Source organism: Priestia sp. FSL W8-0524, assembly GCF_038005965.1.
GTDB classification, from domain to species: domain Bacteria; phylum Bacillota; class Bacilli; order Bacillales; family Bacillaceae_H; genus Priestia; species Priestia zanthoxyli.
This window is the reverse complement of record NZ_JBBOUG010000001.1, coordinates 4,985,628-5,002,863: the sequence shown is the minus strand read 5'-3', so window position 1 is coordinate 5,002,863 and position 17,236 is coordinate 4,985,628. Positions and strand designations below refer to the sequence as shown.

Annotated in this window: 19 protein-coding genes; all 19 read right to left on the bottom strand. The window is 37.6% G+C overall.

Features of this window, described 5'->3' with window-relative positions:
* Positions 1 to 13 precede the first annotated feature (13 nt).
* Positions 14 to 385: an FtsB family cell division protein gene (locus NST66_RS26140; protein WP_013054878.1), complete on the bottom strand. Its 372-nt coding sequence runs from the start codon at positions 383 to 385 to the stop codon at positions 14 to 16.
* Positions 386 to 389: 4 nt separating this feature from the next.
* The gene (yabQ, locus tag NST66_RS26135) at positions 390 to 1,013 is read right to left on the bottom strand and encodes a spore cortex biosynthesis protein YabQ (protein ID WP_028412646.1); all 624 of its coding nucleotides are present in this window, start codon (positions 1,011 to 1,013) and stop codon (positions 390 to 392) included.
* The gene (gene yabP / locus NST66_RS26130) at positions 1,010 to 1,315 is read right to left on the bottom strand and encodes a sporulation protein YabP (RefSeq protein WP_013054876.1); all 306 of its coding nucleotides are present in this window, start codon (positions 1,313 to 1,315) and stop codon (positions 1,010 to 1,012) included. Before yabP ends, yabQ begins: the two co-directional genes overlap by 4 nt.
* A 99-nt stretch (positions 1,316 to 1,414) precedes the next feature.
* Complete coding sequence (locus NST66_RS26125) at positions 1,415 to 1,681, bottom strand: RNA-binding S4 domain-containing protein (RefSeq protein ID WP_013054875.1); 267 nt, start codon at positions 1,679 to 1,681, stop codon at positions 1,415 to 1,417.
* A 20-nt stretch (positions 1,682 to 1,701) separates the two neighbouring features.
* Positions 1,702 to 3,162 (bottom strand): nucleoside triphosphate pyrophosphohydrolase, encoded by a 1,461-nt coding sequence (gene mazG, locus NST66_RS26120; protein WP_340843744.1) that lies wholly within the window; start codon positions 3,160 to 3,162, stop codon positions 1,702 to 1,704.
* 12 nt (positions 3,163 to 3,174) lie between these two features.
* Positions 3,175 to 4,779 (bottom strand): putative polysaccharide biosynthesis protein, encoded by a 1,605-nt coding sequence (locus NST66_RS26115; protein WP_028412644.1) that lies wholly within the window; start codon positions 4,777 to 4,779, stop codon positions 3,175 to 3,177.
* Positions 4,780 to 5,008: 229 nt separating this feature from the next.
* Positions 5,009 to 5,545, bottom strand: a complete 537-nt coding sequence (gene spoVT / locus NST66_RS26110) for a stage V sporulation protein T (RefSeq protein WP_028412643.1) — start codon at positions 5,543 to 5,545, stop codon at positions 5,009 to 5,011.
* Between the two features lie 249 nt (positions 5,546 to 5,794).
* Positions 5,795 to 9,325 carry a transcription-repair coupling factor gene (gene mfd, locus NST66_RS26105; RefSeq protein ID WP_028412642.1) on the bottom strand — a complete coding sequence of 1,177 codons (3,531 nt, stop codon included), beginning with the start codon at positions 9,323 to 9,325 and terminating at the stop codon, positions 5,795 to 5,797.
* A gap of 69 nt (positions 9,326 to 9,394) precedes the next feature.
* Positions 9,395 to 9,625, bottom strand: a complete 231-nt coding sequence (locus tag NST66_RS26100) for an anti-sigma-F factor Fin family protein (protein ID WP_340843743.1) — start codon at positions 9,623 to 9,625, stop codon at positions 9,395 to 9,397.
* Between the two features lie 59 nt (positions 9,626 to 9,684).
* Positions 9,685 to 10,242 (bottom strand): aminoacyl-tRNA hydrolase, encoded by a 558-nt coding sequence (gene pth / locus NST66_RS26095; protein WP_028412641.1) that lies wholly within the window; start codon positions 10,240 to 10,242, stop codon positions 9,685 to 9,687.
* A gap of 139 nt (positions 10,243 to 10,381) precedes the next feature.
* Complete coding sequence (locus tag NST66_RS26090) at positions 10,382 to 11,011, bottom strand: 50S ribosomal protein L25/general stress protein Ctc (RefSeq protein WP_028412640.1); 630 nt, start codon at positions 11,009 to 11,011, stop codon at positions 10,382 to 10,384.
* Between the two features lie 187 nt (positions 11,012 to 11,198).
* Complete coding sequence (locus tag NST66_RS26085) at positions 11,199 to 12,152, bottom strand: ribose-phosphate diphosphokinase (RefSeq protein ID WP_014462059.1); 954 nt, start codon at positions 12,150 to 12,152, stop codon at positions 11,199 to 11,201.
* A gap of 18 nt (positions 12,153 to 12,170) precedes the next feature.
* Positions 12,171 to 13,550 (bottom strand): bifunctional UDP-N-acetylglucosamine diphosphorylase/glucosamine-1-phosphate N-acetyltransferase GlmU, encoded by a 1,380-nt coding sequence (gene glmU / locus NST66_RS26080; RefSeq protein ID WP_014462060.1) that lies wholly within the window; start codon positions 13,548 to 13,550, stop codon positions 12,171 to 12,173.
* 194 nt (positions 13,551 to 13,744) lie between these two features.
* A complete protein-coding gene (spoVG, locus tag NST66_RS26075) occupies positions 13,745 to 14,035 on the bottom strand; it encodes a septation regulator SpoVG (protein ID WP_013054864.1) in 291 nt (96 codons plus the stop codon).
* 155 nt (positions 14,036 to 14,190) lie between these two features.
* Positions 14,191 to 14,568 (bottom strand): RidA family protein, encoded by a 378-nt coding sequence (locus NST66_RS26070; protein ID WP_013054863.1) that lies wholly within the window; start codon positions 14,566 to 14,568, stop codon positions 14,191 to 14,193.
* Between the two features lie 21 nt (positions 14,569 to 14,589).
* Positions 14,590 to 15,411, bottom strand: coding sequence for a pur operon repressor (gene purR / locus NST66_RS26065; protein ID WP_013054862.1), 822 nt, complete (start codon positions 15,409 to 15,411; stop codon positions 14,590 to 14,592).
* A gap of 56 nt (positions 15,412 to 15,467) precedes the next feature.
* Positions 15,468 to 16,337, bottom strand: coding sequence for a 4-(cytidine 5'-diphospho)-2-C-methyl-D-erythritol kinase (gene ispE, locus NST66_RS26060; protein WP_013054861.1), 870 nt, complete (start codon positions 16,335 to 16,337; stop codon positions 15,468 to 15,470).
* A gap of 193 nt (positions 16,338 to 16,530) precedes the next feature.
* Entirely contained in the window at positions 16,531 to 16,701 is a 171-nt protein-coding gene (locus NST66_RS26055) for a small, acid-soluble spore protein, alpha/beta type (protein WP_034264017.1), read from the bottom strand.
* Positions 16,702 to 16,895: 194 nt separating this feature from the next.
* Positions 16,896 to 17,129, bottom strand: a complete 234-nt coding sequence (veg, locus tag NST66_RS26050; RefSeq protein WP_013054859.1) for a biofilm formation stimulator Veg — start codon at positions 17,127 to 17,129, stop codon at positions 16,896 to 16,898.
* Positions 17,130 to 17,236 lie beyond the last annotated feature (107 nt).

Sequence of the window (17,236 nt, the reverse complement as noted above, 5' to 3'; positions counted from 1 at the left end):
ACGAACCATACGTTTAGTCTTTTTTTACATTAAAGATAATTTCCCCGTCTTCTGATAAAAAATAATCTCTGCGGGCAATCTTTTTAATATAATCATCGTCATTTAACTTGACGATTTCACCTTTTAACTGTTTTTGCTTGCTTTGTAATTTTGTCAGCTGCTGTTCTAATTTTACCTTCTCAGCTTTTTTGTTCTCAATAGCTGAGGTTTGCGTAATTAAAGCTGATACCATCAATCCACCAATGATTAAGGCCAACACTCCGAAAACAGTCAAACGCCTAATTAAACCGATACGCTTTCGATCTGTATTTTGTTTAATTTGTTCTTGTTTATGGCTATAATCAGTATTTAACTTCGCGACCTTTTTTTTTCGTACCGCACTCATTGAATTAGTCGTCCCCCTTGTTTTTTAAAGTGTTCACCCATGCAACGACTCTCATTATCATATTCTTTGCACGATTGTAAATTCCTTCTATATACCGAAAACCCATATGTAAAAATCGTTTTACAGGTTTAGGCATCATTCTCCAAAATACGAAAAGAACCCACCTAGTCGGTAAGTAAATAAGCTTTAGACAGAATACGAGCAGCTTATGAACAGCTCGGTAGATCCCTAAAGCGACTACAAGTAGAATATGAATAAAGAAGCGGATAGGCTTGACCAAAAAAATATTACTAAGCGTTAAAACACCTCGATATAAACTTAATACGCTCGAGACAGTAAATGTTAATACTTTTAAATACAGTGATTGAAATAAGCTTTGATACGCGGCAAAGCCGCAAAACAAAGCAAGAAACGCATACAAACGCAGTTCTCCTTCATTCACTAAAAACAACACATAAAAAATGAGAAGAGCTTGCACCATCCAAAACAATACGTCATTTACAAATACAAACCATGGGCGTGATTTAGAGCGATTAACAAAGTAACGATAAGTATCGAGAGAAGCACCTAAACCGCTTCCCATCGATACCATCGCAAGCATTGTATAGAGCTGAATGTTTAAACTCATCGAAACAACTTACTAAAGAATCCTTTAGCCTTCTCCGATTGGTTCTCATCTAAGTAAACTATATCAAAGATTTTTCCTTTTATCGATACAATTCCTTGATCAACGTCTAAATTTTTCATTTGCAGATTTTGCCCTCTAACTGACAAGAAACCCATCACTGTTTCAAGTAAAAATTCCTCATTGTCAAAGCTCTCTACCTGCTTCACACCCGTGATATCTAAGAGACGCCGACCCTTCATCACTAAATCATGATTTGGAGTATGGTCTTTATTTGAATTGCTTGTTTCATAAAATTGGCTCATATCTTCATCCCCACCTCATTCATTAAGAGCATTCGCTCTTGTTATCTGTTGTTTAAAACATATGAATGAGAAAGGTGATTTAGAACAAGCCTTCATCAGTTATACTTCAGATGAAATACGCTCTTCTTTGACAATTGAGTACAAATTAGCTGCTTCTTCTTTTTTAGCTGCTTCTTGAAGAGCCTCTATTTTAACGGTAATTTTCTTCGTGCCAAATGTGATGGCTAATTCATCTCCTACTTTCACATTTGTGCTTGCTTTTGCAACGATACCATTAATCGTAATACGGCCCTTGTCTGATACTTCTTTTGCCAATGTACGGCGCTTAATTAAACGTGATACTTTTAAAAATTTATCTAACCTCATAATTCCCTCACCTTTCTGTTTTACAAACCTGTTTTTTTGGCTTCTTCCCAAAATTCATCTAACTCTTTTAACGAAAAAGATTCAAATGGTTTTTCAGAAGCTCTCACTTTTTCTTCAATATATTGAAATCGATTTAAAAATTTTGTATTCGTTTTAGCTAATGCAGCTTCAGAGTCGATTTTATAAAATCTTGCAATATTCACTAAAGCAAATAAAATATCTCCAAATTCATCGCTCATTTTTTCTTTATCAGCATGCTGTACTTCATCTTGGAATTCAGCAAGTTCTTCCTGTACTTTTTCCCACATAGGTTCAACTTCTGACCAATCGAAACCAACTTTTGCAGCTTGTTTTTGGTATCCGTGCGCTTTCATTAAAGAAGGCATAGCCCCAGGTACAGAAGCTAACAGAGAAGAAGGCTCCTCTCCTTTTTCTTCTTTTTTGATTTCATCCCAATTTTTTAAGACCTCATCTGCATCATTCACGCTCACTTCCCCAAATACATGCGGATGGCGTCTTACCATTTTCTCTGAAACACTGCGAATGACGTCATCAATTGAAAACATTCCTTCATCTTCACCGATTTGTGCATGAAGCAATACCTGCAGCAATACATCACCGAGCTCTTCAATCATATTATCGTCATCTTGACGGTCAATTGCATCTAATAACTCATAAGACTCTTCTAGCAAATAGCGCTTGAGCGATTCATGCGTTTGTTTTTGATCCCAAGGACATCCGTTTGGCCCTCTGAGCGTGGCAATAATCCTTCTGAATGAGTCAAATTGATGGTATAAAACCGTTTCGTCCGCTACTGGAGGGACATAAATAGTCGTTAAGTTATTGAGCGACATTTCTCTATCTAATTCATACAGCTTGATCGGCTGGATTTTTTCTTCACTGCTTCCCGCTGCCGTTACAATGTAAACGAGGTAATCATCAGGAACGTGTTCCATCAGCGTTAGTTTTACCTCTGAAGCAACGAACTGATCGTACACTTGAGCAATTAGAACATGACCCGTTAACTCTATTTCGCTTCGCTTTAAGCCTGTTCCGTCTAGCAGCTGAAATCCTTCAATAGGATCGATCTTTAGTGCACCAAAAATTGGATCTAAGAAGCTTTGTCCCCCTTTAATTTCAACAGGAATGCTGCGTTCTTTTCCTTTTTGTAAAAGTAATTGAACCGTACGTTCTGCCACTAAAGGATGCCCGGGAACGGCATAAACCACTTCTTCTACTGAAGCTTTATCGATTAAATCATTTGATATATGTTCATATACCTCTTCAAATCCATCATAAGATTCGTATACGTCATCATAGGATACGTACGTCAAGCCTTCACTTTCTAATTCTTTGATTACAGGATGTTCTTTTGTGCGCATATAAATATGCTTTTCCTGCTGCAGCAAGCGATAGATGCCTACGGGTAGCTGCTCTAAATCGCCTGCTCCTAAACCAATAACTGTTACTTTACCTGTCATTGCTTCACCTTCTTATTTATTTTTTAATACGTATTTAGCTAAAACACTTCCCATTGGAAGTAAACGTAATTCCTCTTCGGTAAAAATATGTTGTTTCATAATGATAAACAAATAAAACAAACCGCCTATTAAAACACCAGATCCTGTTTCAACCACTTGTTTGCTCGTATCTAAACCATTAGACCATACAAAGTGATGTAAACAAAATAAATAGCTTTGCAAAAGAATGACCATTGCTATGCCCGTTATAAAAATACCTCCACTCGCCTTTTTCGGAACGAGCGATACAGCTAGCTTTTTATACAGACAAAATAGATTGATTGCTGCAACAATAGCGAATCCAGCTGAGGAAGCAATGGCTGCTCCTATGGTTTGAAAATCTGGTATTAGCCAAAGATTCAATATCAGTTTAACCGTCATGCCAGCGATGACGGCTATTACAGGTGCGAAAACAGCTCCCATCCCCTGAAGCACAGCTCCAGCAGTTGCTGCTACGGTTGTAAATATAACTAACAAGCTCAAAATTTGTAAAACGTCCGTTCCGTCGGAGTTACTATATAAAAGCATATTAATGGGTTTCATCAGCGCAATCAAGCCAAAGGCTGCTCCAACTCCGACTACAAGCGATAGTCGGAGAGACAGCTGAACTTTTTCAAGCACAAATGACAAGTTCTTTTTCGCAATGGCTGAAGAAATAACGGGTACAAGTGAAAGTGAAAAAGCTGTACCTACTACTGTACCTAATTGAATCAACGGAAGTCCACGGTCATAAATACCTTTTGAAACTTTTGCTGCCTGTTCAGCCATGCCATGCGCCGTCAGACCGGAATATAATGTAAAGGAATCAATAAGCTGAATAAACAGCAGACCCATAGCGCTGATACAAATTAATAAACCTTGAATAATAAGGATTTTCACTACTTTTTTGATGTCTGCTTTTTTTATGCGTTGAAATACTCCCTTAGAATTTGTCTTTGTTCTAAAAACAAATAAACATAAAATAATAAGAGATGTTATACCGCCTGTTATGGAACCAAAAATAGCTCCTGCTCCTGCAGTATAAGGACCATACCCATGGTGGATAAAGAAAATAGATAGGCACAAAATAGTCCCTACTCGCACAATTTGTTCTGCGATTTGAGACAACGCAGTAGGAAACATATTATATAATCCTTGATAATAACCACGAATGACAGCAATAAACGGAATAAGTAAAAACGAAAATGAAATAATTTGAATGAGAAGCGTTAACTGACGATCTCCCATCCACTCGGCAATCGTTTCTGCAAAGATATATTGGAGGGAAAACATTATGCAGCCTACTACAAACAAAAAAGCAAATGAAACTTGAAGTATTCCTCGGATTTCCTTTCTCCGATTTGTTGCCACATAATCGGCTACTAACTTTGAAATAATTACAGGGAAACCGTATGTACCTAGCTGTAGCGCAATTCCATATAGCGGATAAACTTGCTGATAGATATAAAACCCTATATCTCCCGCAATATGGTGATATGGAATACGGTAAGTAGCACTTAAGATTTTCGTAAATAAACCTGCGAGCGTTAAAATAATCGCGCCGTTAAAAATAGAATAGAGCTTTGATTGTTTCTGCATTCCTACACCTTTCACCTGCAGCTTGTAATTATGTGAACAACGCTTTTTATGAGCCGCTAACTGTAGAAGAATAGCGCTTTGTTCTTATAAAACATCCTGCACTTTCCAATAAATAAAATACCGTACCATTATATCATGTTCTCTTTATTTCTAAGGTAAGACAGCATGAAAAAAGGTAGCAGAAACTGCTACCTTTTCAGTAAATAATGTAAAATAAAGATAATTACGCTTACTGCTCCATTTGACGAGATAAGAAGCTAGCTGCCGTTTCGGCTGCTTTATGCTCTACTTCACCAAGAGACTTCTCTTTTGAGAAGATGACAACAGCTCCAATCGGATCTCCATTTGCAATAATCGGACCGATTGTGTAAGAAGAAATATTTTCTTCGTATCCATCGACAAATTCAAGGTTTTTCCCATCAGTTACTAAAGAAGAACTGCGGCTTTCCATAACAGATTCTACTAAAGAACTAATGTTTTTATTTAAGTATTCTTTTTTAGAGCTTCCTGCTACCGCAATAAATACATCGCGGTCACAAATAAGTACAGGATGACCTAAGCTATCGTATAGCGCTTCGCCATACTCTTTTGCAAAATCTCCTAATTCACTAATTGGCGAATATTTCTTTAAAATAACTTCTCCATCGCGATCGACGAAAATCTCTAGCGGGTCTCCCTCTCGGATGCGAAGTGTTCTTCTAATTTCTTTTGGAATCACAACGCGACCCAAATCATCAATACGACGAACAATACCTGTTGCTTTCATTCATTGAAGCCTCTCTTTCATATGATGATTAAAATAGTTGGTGAATATCACTGATGGCTATATGATAAAAGGTTCACCTTTGTTGAGGTTAGTATTCTTCACTCTACAACTTCTATTCACCAACCATCTCTTTTTTTGTTAAAAAGTGTGCTTTTATTAAAAAAATGTCCAAAAAACCGCCAAAACATGGGGATTTGGACATTTTTATTTCGGCTATATAAAAAGAAGGCTCAAAAATGAGCCTTCTTTTTAATTCGTAACTTGTTCTTTTTTAACAGTGGCTACTCCTTTTACTAACTGATACACAATATTGAGCCATTCTTTTTGAGCAAGTCCTTTTACGTTAACCACTAATTTTACTTTCTTGCCTTCCATACCTAAGCTGACCATTCTGCCAAATTGATCACCTAGCATGAATAATTTTTGGCCGTCTATCGTTGAGCTCGCTTCTTCAGAAAGCAGAATAGAAATTTCTTGTTTTGACTGAAGAATAGATTCTACTAGGTTCTGCGTTGCATATACTTTTGTTTCAGCTACTTTAAACAAATACTCAACCTCAGCCGGATACTCCCCAAAACGATCAATCATTTCATCTTGCAATTCTTGAATATCCTCTAGTGCTTCAATTCCTCTAAAGCGCTTATACATCTCAATTTTCAAGCGGCCGTCTGTAATGTACTGATCAGGGATATACGCGTCTAAGTCCAGATTCATTTCCACATTAAATTTCACACTTTCTCCGTCAGACCCGCGTCTTTCCTCTATCGCTTCTTTAAGCATTTGTGAGTAGAGATCGAAACCGACAGAATCGATAAATCCATGCTGCTGAGCACCCAGTAGGTTTCCGGCGCCACGTATTGAAAGATCACGCATAGCAATTTTAAAACCAGAACCTAATTCGGTGAATTCTTTAATAGCTTGCAGACGCTTTTCAGCTACTTCTGTCAGTACTTTGTCTTTATGATACGTAAAGTACGCATATGCCACGCGATTTGAACGACCTACGCGTCCTCTTAATTGATACAGTTGTGATAATCCCATCTTATCAGCATTGTTGACAATAAGCGTATTTACATTTGGAATATCTACTCCTGTTTCGATAATAGTTGTACTCACAATCACGTCATATTCGCCTTCTAAAAAGCTTAAGATAACTGCTTCGAGTTCTGTTTCATTCATTTTTCCATGGGCATACGTTACCCTAGCATCAGGCACGAGCATCGAAATTTCTTCTGCTTTTCGTTCAATATCTTCTACGCGATTATATAAAAAGTAAACTTGGCCATCACGCGCTAACTCACGCTCAATCGCTTCACGAACTAGAACCGGATTATACTCCACTACATATGTTTGAACCGGAAAACGATTTTCAGGCGGCGTTTCAATAACAGACAAATCCCTTACGCCCAACATAGACATATGTAATGTTCGTGGAATAGGTGTTGCTGTAAGTGTAAGGACATCAACGTTTGCTTTCATTTGCTTGATTTTTTCCTTGTGCGTTACACCAAAACGTTGCTCTTCATCGATAACTAACAACCCTAAATCCTTATAAATCACATCTTTAGATAGTAAACGATGTGTACCAATCACTACATCTACGGTCCCGTTTTTTAGCCCTTTAATTGTTTCCTGCTGCTGTTTACGGCTGCGAAAGCGGCTCAATAGCCCAATATTAATTGGGTAGTCTTGAAAACGCTCACGGATGGTTTCATAATGCTGCTGAGCTAAAATAGTGGTTGGCACTAAAATAGCCACTTGTTTTCCATCTGTCACAGCTTTAAACGCAGCACGAATGGCTACTTCCGTTTTTCCGTATCCAACGTCCCCACAAAGCAGACGATCCATTGGTCTTTCATGTTCCATATCCTTTTTAATTTCTTGTACAGAACGAAGCTGATCTTCGGTTTCTTGATAAGGGAAAGCTGTTTCAAATTCTCTCTGTAAATCGCCATCCGGGGAAAATGCATAACCTTTACTTGCTTCGCGCTCTGCATACAGTTTAATTAAGTCATCAGCGATGTCTTGAACAGAAGACTCAACTTTTCGTTTCACTTTCTTCCAGTCATTTCCGCCAAGTTTATATACTTTCGGCTCTTTCCCTTCAGAGCCTACATATTTTTGTACTTGATCAATCTGTTCAACAGGAACGTACAGCTTGTCAGAGCCTTCATATTTGATATGGATATAATCTTTATGATTACCGTTAATCTCTAACGTTTCCATTCCTAAATAACGGCCAATACCGTGGTTCACGTGAACGACATAGTCACCTACGTTTAACTCTGAATAGCTTTTAATACGCTCTGCATTGGAAAGCTTTTGACGACGCTTTGATTTCTTGATCCGCTTTTTAAACAATTCTTCCTCGGTTAAAACTGCTAGTTTTTGCATCGGCAGTTCAAAGCCCATTTGTAAATCGCCTTCAATAATTTGAACAAGACCTGGCACAAGCTGACCATTTCCATCTAAAATAGATGAATCAATATCATAATCTGCTAGCACACCTTCGAGTTTTTTCACGCGCTCTTTATCTGCTCCTAAGAGGACTACCGTATAATTAGCATTTTTCCAACGTTCAATTTCACTTTTTAATAAGTTCATTTGGCCGTAAAACTGCTGCATCTGCTTACATGAAATATTAATAATATTTTGCGGACTCGTATACGATACGTGCTTCAAAAATAACGATAAGTATAAAAACTGATGTTTTGCTCGCTGAATAAGAGATGGGAGCTTATGAGATAATTGAACATCTCGAACAATTTGCCCCTGTCCTAATAATTCTGTTATCCATTCAGCTTCCTCTGTTTCAAGCTGATCAGACGTCTCTTGAATTCGAGTTGTTTCATCAAAGATGACAAGGCCACCTTCTGGTAAATAATCTAGTAAACTAGCAGGCGATTCGTAAAAGAATGATAAATACTTGAACATATTTTCAAGAAGTTGACCTTGACGCAGCTGTTCAATTTCACCTTTAATATTTTCTGTTAAGGTAGCTTTTAGCGCTGCGTTTTTCACTTGCTGCAGCGTCGAAGCCAGCTGTGCTTCTAGTTCTTCAATTCCTTGGGCCACTTCATTTTGGCTCACAATGATTTCCGTAGCAGGGCCGATTGAAATTTCTTTTAACTGTTCTTGAGAGCGTTGATCCTCAATTGTAAACGTACGAATGGAATCGATCTCGGTATCAAATAGTTCAATTCGGACAGGTAGCTCTTCTGTTAACGGATAAATATCAATGATTCCTCCGCGCACACTAAACTCACCCGGAGCTGAAACCATCGATGCCCGCTCATAACCCAACTCAACTAACCTTTTTAAATAATGATCGACGTCGATGTCAATTCCCATTTGAAACGGCAGCTGCGTTTGCTCCCATCTTGCTTTAGGAGGCAGCAGCTTTCGAATTCCTGCAAGCGGGGTTACAACTACTCCACCTGTATGTTGACTCCAATAATTGAGTACTTCAATTCGCTGAGCCTTTAATTCTGGACTTGCAATCCCCACTTCTGTAGCAACTAAATCGTTAACAGGGTATAAGAAAACGTCTTTTTCCGGTAAAAGGTGCAAAAGGTCTTCATACACTTTTTGGGCTTGATATAAATTATGAGTCACTACTAATAAGGGGTATTTTTTATCCTCATTTAAGAGTGCCATTAATACAGATCGAGCTGAACCGGAAATTCCCGTTACTAACTGTTCTTTCAAACCTTCTTCTAAACTGCTGACAACAGCTCCAATTTCTTTATTTTCTTCAAATTGCTGTCTAATCCCTCGCAAAGGAATTCCCTCCTCCCATGATATGTCTAAACTAAACAGAAAAACGCTTTGGTTTGAGACCAAAGCTTTTTATTGTATAAATGTTTCGTACTGATGATAGTCTGGATTTCGTTCTAGCGCTTCTTGACAGTCTTCACAAATAATTTTAACCACGATGTCTCCACTATTATGGTAGTTAATAAAGTCTTTTCGTTCATCTGCGGTCAGGTGATTAAAACCGAGTGCTTCTGTATTGTGAGCTGTCTTTTCTATCATACCGACTTTTGCGCCACAATGTCTACAGAAATAATGAATAGACATACAAATCCTCCCAAATCTTTTAGTGTTAGTATGGACGATTGAGAGAAATTTTATTCTGCTTAATTATAGCGATTCATTACTTCTAAGAACGTTTGACCTAAAAAGTCTTCACTCGCGTGCACAGACGTTTTCATCGCTTCTTCCATATGAACCATTTCATCTTCTGTAAAGCGCCCTAGTACATAGTCAACTACTTTCATACCGTTTTTCGGACGATCAATCCCAATACGAATTCGGTTAAACTCTTGGGTTTTTAAATGCTGAATAATTGATTTTATTCCGTTATGGCCGCCTGGACTTCCTTTTGTACGCAATCTTACTTTTCCGCACGGCAAATCTAAGTCATCGTAAATAACAAGCAAGTCTTCGACGTCTATATCAAAATAGTCCATTAACGGGCGAATACTTTCTCCTGATAAATTCATATATGTTAGAGGCTTTAATAATATGACTTTTTCTCCTCTTATTATACCTGTTCCATATATTCCGTTAAACTTTGTTTTATCTAATGAAATCATAAACTGTTCGGCAATTTTATCAATTGCCATAAATCCTATGTTATGACGAGTACGGTCATATTCTTTTCCAGGATTCCCTAAACCAACGATTAATTTCAAAATAGATACTCCTTTCCACTCTATGTAAGTTGTACATAATAGGTAAATGTCTTTAATGTTTTACATTACTATATAGTATCACTTTTATTATAATCAATTCACACAAAAAGACGTAACCTTTTGGTTACGTCTTTTTATATTATTCTTCGCTATCTTTTTCTTTTGTTGCTTCAACGTCGCCTTCAGCATCCTGAACTTCGCCGCTATCCGGCTCTTCTTCCTGTTGAGGAGGTAGTACAGAAGCAACTGTATCTTCTGCATCATGCGTAATTTCTAGCTTTTTATCTACCTTAATATCCCCTACTGTAATTGTATCGTTAATTCCCAAATCTGATACATCTACATCAATAGATGATGGGATATCTTGCGGCAAGCCTTTTAATGAAATTTCATATAGAGACTGCTGTAATACGCCGCCTTCTTTTGTTCCTTTTGCTTCTCCTACTAGAGATAAAGAAACTTCAGTATCAATTTCTTTCTTCATGTCGACCACTTGGAAATCGGCGTGGACAATTTCGTTTTTTAATGGATCGGTTTGAATATCATGTAACATTACGGAATATTTTTGCTTGTCCACTTGTAATGTTAACACTCCATTGCGTCCTGCTTCACGAATAGTCTTAATAAAATCAGCACTGTTTAAGTAAATAGGCGTGGATTCTGTTTTATTTCCGTAAACAACCGCTGGGAAGTTTCCTTCGTCGCGAATTTTTCTATTTGTAGAATTTTTGAAATCCGTTCTTTTATTTGCTTGAATTGAAATACTCATTTTATTCACCTTCCAGTATGTTTTCTACTTAAAATGTACCCTTTTTAGAAGGCTGCTAAACATAAAACTCGTTTCAATCAGCAATATACTCTTTGCTCATCCCGTCCAAATCCCTTTAAAACCAAGGATTAGCCCATTTAATTTTTTTTTAAAAAACCTCTTTCCAAATGGAAAGAGGTTCTGTTTATCAATCAAATAACGTACTAACTGATTGCTCTTCGTGAACACGAATAATCGCTTCACCAATTAACGGAGCTACTGAAAGTTCTGTTACTTTACCAATTTTCTTATCTTCTGTTAAAGCAATAGAGTTTGTTACAGCTAGCTCTTTGATTGTAGAGTTTTGAATACGCTCAATCGCAGGGCCTGAAAGAACTGGGTGTGTACAACAAGCATATACTTCTTTTGCACCTGCTTCAATTAATGCACTTGCACCAATTGTAATTGTACCAGCTGTATCAATCATGTCATCAATCAAGATTGCTGTTTTCCCTTCCACTTGTCCAACAATGTTCATAACTTCTGCTACGTTTGGACGTGGGCGACGTTTGTCAATGATAGCGATCGGCGCTTTTAGACGTTCCGCTAAACGGCGAGCACGCGTTACGCCACCGTGGTCCGGAGATACAACAACAACGTCATCAAGGTTTTTACTCTTGAAGTATTCACCTAAAATTGGAACACCTACTAAATGGTCAATTGGAATATCGAAGAAACCTTGAATTTGAGGAGCATGTAAATCTAATGTGATAATACGAGTAGCTCCCGCTTTTTCAATGATATTTGCTGCTAATTTGGCAGTGATTGGTTCACGTGCACGAGCTTTACGATCCTGACGAGCATAGCCATAGTAAGGCATAACGATGTTAATTGTTTTAGCTGATGCACGTTTTAATGCATCAATCATAATTAATAATTCCATTAAGTGTTCGTTAACTGGAGCACTTGTTGATTGAATGATAAATACATCACAACCACGGATACTTTCTTCAATGTTAATTTGAATTTCACCGTCACTGAAACGATCAACCGAACATTTACCTAATTCCACACCAATTACTTTTGCGATCTCTTCAGCTAAAGCCTTGTTTGAATTTAGCGTAAATAACTTTAAATTTTCATCAGCATATACATTTGACATTTTATTGTGAAACCTCCGTCAGGATTTTTTATTAATATCAAGCTTTTCAGCATAGTTTTCTTTATTTACTTGTTTCGCACGAGCAATTGATAATGCTTTTCCTGGCACATCATCCGTTACGGTTGAACCAGCTGCAACATAGGCGCCTTCACCAATTGTTACAGGTGCAATTAAGTTTGAGTTACATCCTACGAATGCCCCATCTTCAATCTTTGTTAAAAATTTATTTTTCCCATCGTAGTTAACTGTAATAGATCCGCACCCTAAGTTTACACCTTTTCCGACCTCTGCGTCTCCAATATAACTTAAATGAGAAGCTTTGCTACCTTTGCCAAAAGATGCTTTTTTAATTTCTACAAAGTTTCCTACGCGCACTTCATCTCCAATTAATGATTGAGGACGAATATGTGCAAATGGGCCAATTGTGACTTCGTGACCAATTTCACTATCGTGAGCAACAGAATGGCGAATAGAAGTATTATTACCTATTTTGCAGTCTTTAATTTCACTGTTAGGTCCTACTTCACAGTTCTCTCCAATTACAACTGTTCCTTGAATAACCGTACCAGGATAAATAACCGTATCTCTGCCAATGACAGCATCTGCTGAAATGTACGTGTTAGAAGGATCCACAATCGTCACTCCATTTAACATATGCTGCTTGTTGATACGCTTTTTCATTGTTTCTTCTGCTTGAGACAGAGCAAATCGATCATTAACGCCCAATGTTTCAGCAAAATCGGATGTTTGATATGCAGAAATAATTTGACCTTCATTTTTTAGAATTTCGATAACATCAGGTAAATAGTACTCTCCCTGTACATTATCATTTGAAACTTTTGAAAGTGTCTCAAATAATTTCTCATTATCAAAACAGTACGTACCAGTATTAATTTCCTGTACAAGACGCTCTTGTTCTGTGGCATCTTTATGCTCAACAATCTTTTCAACAGAGCCTTGTTCATTTCGAATGATGCGTCCATATCCTGTTGGATCTTCTGCATGAGCCGTTAAAATAGTTGCCATTGCATTTGTTGCTTCATGATGCTTTAATAAAGATTCAATTGTTTCAGCTGTAATAAGCGGAGTATCTCCACATACAACAATTGTCGTACCTTTTTCATGTGCAAGTAAAGATTCTGCTTGCATTACTGCATGAGCTGTTCCTAACTGCTCTTCTTGTAAAGCAAATAAGCTTTTATCTCCAACATGTGATTTCACTTTTTCGGCACCGTGACCTACAACTGTAATTAAATTTGTTAAATCTAAGCGTGATAACTGATCAATTACGTGTTGCACCATCGGTTTGCCACACACAGGGTGTAACACTTTATATAAAGATGACTTCATACGTGTACCCTGACCAGCTGCCAATATGACTGCATATCTTTTTGACATAACAGGCCTCCAATTTTACCTTTTTATCCATTAAGAATATTATATCAAAAATGACAGCATTTCAAGGAATCATTTATAAGTCATGAATTTTATTTTTTGGTAATGCTAAAGTTTTACAAAGGTGTGAAATTATATAAGCGGTAATCAAAAAGAAAAGAGCCTACTTTTCAGTAGACTCTTAATGTATCATATGTTTACGAAGCACCCGCTTCTTCGAATTCAACTTCTACCTCACCTAAACGATGATATTCTGCTAAAACAGCATCTTGAATCTTTCCGCGAGTATTTGAATTGATTGGATGTGCAATATCACGGAACTCACCATCCGGTGTACGTTTACTTGGCATGGCTACAAATAAGCCATTATTACCATCAATCACACGAATATCATGAACAACAAATTCACCATCTAATGTGATTGAAGCAATCGCTCTCATACGTCCTTCAGTGTTCACGCGGCGTAATCTTACGTCAGTTACTTCCATCTTGTTCACCACCTTTTTCTATGCGAAGCTTTACATACTTAATTCCACAGAATTTTGTGTTTTCCTGCTATTCAGAAAAAATTTTTAGAAAATTTTCGCAAAAAAAGTGAACAATTGGAAGTTACTTGCTTTTTGTTAGAAATTTGTTAATTTAATTACCCTTTAACAAGCGCAATAACTTCAATTTCAACAAGTACATCTTTAGGTAGTCTCGCTACTTCTACACATGAACGTGCCGGCTTATGGTCGCCGAAGTAGTCACCATAGACTTCATTTAATGCTGCGAAGTCGTTCATATCTTTAATGAACACGGTTGCCTTTACAACTGTATTTAGAGAAGCTCCTGCTTCTTCAAGAACTGCTTTTAGATTTTCAAATACTTGAGTAGCTTGTACTTGAACATCGCCTTCGACCAACGTACCATCTGGACGAAGTGGAATTTGACCTGAACTGTAAAACAAGTTATTCACAACAATTCCCTGTGAATATGGACCAATAGCTTGCGGTGCATTTTTTGTTTGAACCTGTAACATATGTTCCTCTCCCTTACTTGATCAAATATATTTTAAGTAATTGCCTTCCTGTACACGAATTTGTTTATCTTTAATATTTACATCTGTTAATTGTACAAGAGACACATACTCATCCACTAAACGTTCTTCAATATCTTCTGATTCTACTAAAACTCCAATACCAGCAACAGTTGCATCAAACTCTTCAAGCAAACTAACCATTCCATTTACCGTACCGCCGGCTTTCATGAAGTCATCAATGATGAGTACATTTGACCCCACCGCTAAACTTCTCTTAGCTAACAGCATCGTTTGAATGCGCTTAGATGAACCTGACACGTAGTTAATACTAACGGTCGATCCTTCAGTTACTTTACTGTCTCTGCGCACAATAACAACGGGCACGTCTAAATACTGAGCAACCGCATACGCAATAGGAATACCTTTTGTTGCTACAGTCATCACAACATCGATTTTGCGGTTAGCAAAAAGCGATGCATACAAGCGACCGATTTTATTCACAACGCGGGGGTTCCCTAAAATATCAGTTAAATATAAATATCCACCTGGCAATAAACGCTCAGGTTTTTCAATCAACCCACATAATTCTTGAACAAGCTGACCGGCTTCTTCATTCGTCATCTTTGGAATGAATTTAACTCCGCCGGCAGCCCCTGGTAGCGTAACCAAAGTTCCGATACCCTGCTGTTCAAAAGTTTGTTTAATAATCGCCATATCTTCGCTAATAGATGATTTTGCGGAATCATATTTATCTGCAAAATACGTAAGAGGGATAAGGCGCTGAGGGTTTTGAATGAAATAGTTGGTCATATCAATTAATCGTCCACTACGTCGAAACTTCATAACATCCTCCTGAAAATCCGAATATTGTAATGTAAATATAACATTAACATACGGATTTATTCAAGCGTTATTCGTTCACCTAGTAACCTAACTGCATAAACTTTATCACAAAAGCCACGTAATCCATTATAAATGCGATGCATACGTGAATCATGCTGTACAAGTCCAAATACAGTTGGCCCACTGCCACTCATGAGTACAGCATCGGCGCCAAAACGCTTTATTTGTTCTTTAATGAGAGCTACTTCCGGATGCATTTTCAGCGTTACTGCTTCCAATACATTTCCGACAAGGCTACACATTTGATCATAATTTCCTGATTGTATGGCGTGAACCATCTCATCTACTTTAGGATGATCCATTTCCTCAATTTTTAAGTTTCGATATACATCTGCTGTAGAAACACCTATTTCAGGCTTAGCCAAAATCACCCAGCAGCTTGGAGGTGCCTCAATATGCTCTACAATCTCTCCGCGCCCTGTAGCAAGAGCTGTCCCTCCGTACACGCAAAAAGATACGTCAGAGCCAATCTCAGCCCCTATTTCTGCAAGTGTGTCTAATGATAACCCTAATTCCCATAACGTATTTAAACCGCGTAATGTAGCAGCCGCGTCACTGCTGCCTCCAGCTAATCCAGCAGCTACTGGAATATGTTTATCAATTAATATATTTACACCTTTTGAAATGTTATAACGTCGCTTCAAAATCTGCGCTGCCTGATAAGCGAGATTTCGCTGGTCATCTGGAACAAAGCGATTATGAGAATAAATAACAATTCGTCCATCTTCACGATCAGAAAGTTCAATTCTGTCCGCTAAATCAATTGTTGTCATAATCATCTTAACTTCATGGTAACCATCTGGGCGTTTATGTAACACATCAAGTGACAAATTTATTTTAGCCGGTGCTTTCACCATTAATTTCAACTTACTTCACCTACTTCATCTTATCGAGTTTAACGCTATTTTATCATAAAATGAACAAGATATAGCTGTTCATTTAAACATCTTTGTTTAATCCTCTGTTTTATCTTTCATTTTGGGACAAAAAAACCGAAGCGGTTATACACTTCGGTTTTCCTCATTTCACTTTAAATAATCGCATAAGCATTGATTTTCACTATTGCCTTAGCTGCTGCTGTGCAAGCTCCACTGCTCGCTTCACCATATCGCCTGCGTCTTTTGCCCGAATAGCGCCCCAACCTTCTGCTTGTACAGTATCGTAAAAACCAAGTTCTTTAGCCAGTTCTTCTTTCAGCTTCGATGACATAATCCCTCTACGCCTTGACATTGCACATGGCTCCTTTACGTATAAAATGAAATTTCAACCTGAATCTCCTCGCTCTTTATACATGAAAATGCGAGGACGATATGTATAGTATGTATAAAAAATAATGTATATATAATTTGAAAAAAAGACCAATAAAAAAGCAGTAAACCAATGTCCACTGCTCATCACCACTTGCTATATTGCCTATGTCATTCTTAGAAAAATTTTAGTTGCACTGTTTCCGTTAACACATCTGCGTAACTATACGAAACGCGCTCCAAAGAGTTTTCCTCTTGATCTAATTCAACGATAAAAACAGATGGGTACGTTTCTGTTAATACACCTGAACGTTCTACTGTTTTTCTACGACCACCGTTTGCTTTTAAAGTTAATCGTTGGCCTAGGTGCAAATCCAGCGCTTGCTTAATATCAGACAAAGTTTTCGCCATATTGGTCCACCTCACTATGTATAGTGTAACACATGTTAGAAAAATAGTCAAAAACATAAAATTATAACAATCTATCTCTAATTGTGTCAATAAATAATTTTCAACAT

Excerpts from the sequence above, each read along its gene's own strand:
- NST66_RS26140 (WP_013054878.1), bottom strand. The coding sequence starts at position 385 with ATGAGTGCGGTACGAAAAAAAAAGGTCGCGAAGTTAAATACTGATTAT.
- yabQ (WP_028412646.1), bottom strand. The coding sequence starts at position 1,013 with ATGAGTTTAAACATTCAGCTCTATACAATGCTTGCGATGGTATCGATG.
- yabP (WP_013054876.1), bottom strand. The coding sequence starts at position 1,315 with ATGAGCCAATTTTATGAAACAAGCAATTCAAATAAAGACCATACTCCA.
- NST66_RS26125 (WP_013054875.1), bottom strand. The coding sequence starts at position 1,681 with ATGAGGTTAGATAAATTTTTAAAAGTATCACGTTTAATTAAGCGCCGT.
- mazG (WP_340843744.1), bottom strand. The coding sequence starts at position 3,162 with ATGACAGGTAAAGTAACAGTTATTGGTTTAGGAGCAGGCGATTTAGAG.
- NST66_RS26115 (WP_028412644.1), bottom strand. The coding sequence starts at position 4,779 with ATGCAGAAACAATCAAAGCTCTATTCTATTTTTAACGGCGCGATTATT.
- spoVT (WP_028412643.1), bottom strand. The coding sequence starts at position 5,545 with ATGAAAGCAACAGGTATTGTTCGTCGTATTGATGATTTGGGTCGCGTT.
- NST66_RS26100 (WP_340843743.1), bottom strand. The coding sequence starts at position 9,625 with ATGTCTATTCATTATTTCTGTAGACATTGTGGCGCAAAAGTCGGTATG.
- NST66_RS26090 (WP_028412640.1), bottom strand. The coding sequence starts at position 11,011 with ATGAGTATTTCAATTCAAGCAAATAAAAGAACGGATTTCAAAAATTCT.
- NST66_RS26085 (WP_014462059.1), bottom strand. The coding sequence starts at position 12,152 with ATGTCAAATGTATATGCTGATGAAAATTTAAAGTTATTTACGCTAAAT.
- glmU (WP_014462060.1), bottom strand. The coding sequence starts at position 13,550 with ATGTCAAAAAGATATGCAGTCATATTGGCAGCTGGTCAGGGTACACGT.
- spoVG (WP_013054864.1), bottom strand. The coding sequence starts at position 14,035 with ATGGAAGTAACTGACGTAAGATTACGCCGCGTGAACACTGAAGGACGT.
- NST66_RS26070 (WP_013054863.1), bottom strand. The coding sequence starts at position 14,568 with ATGTTACAGGTTCAAACAAAAAATGCACCGCAAGCTATTGGTCCATAT.
- purR (WP_013054862.1), bottom strand. The coding sequence starts at position 15,411 with ATGAAGTTTCGACGTAGTGGACGATTAATTGATATGACCAACTATTTC.
- NST66_RS26055 (WP_034264017.1), bottom strand. The coding sequence starts at position 16,701 with ATGTCAAGGCGTAGAGGGATTATGTCATCGAAGCTGAAAGAAGAACTG.
- veg (WP_013054859.1), bottom strand. The coding sequence starts at position 17,129 with ATGGCGAAAACTTTGTCTGATATTAAGCAAGCGCTGGATTTGCACCTA.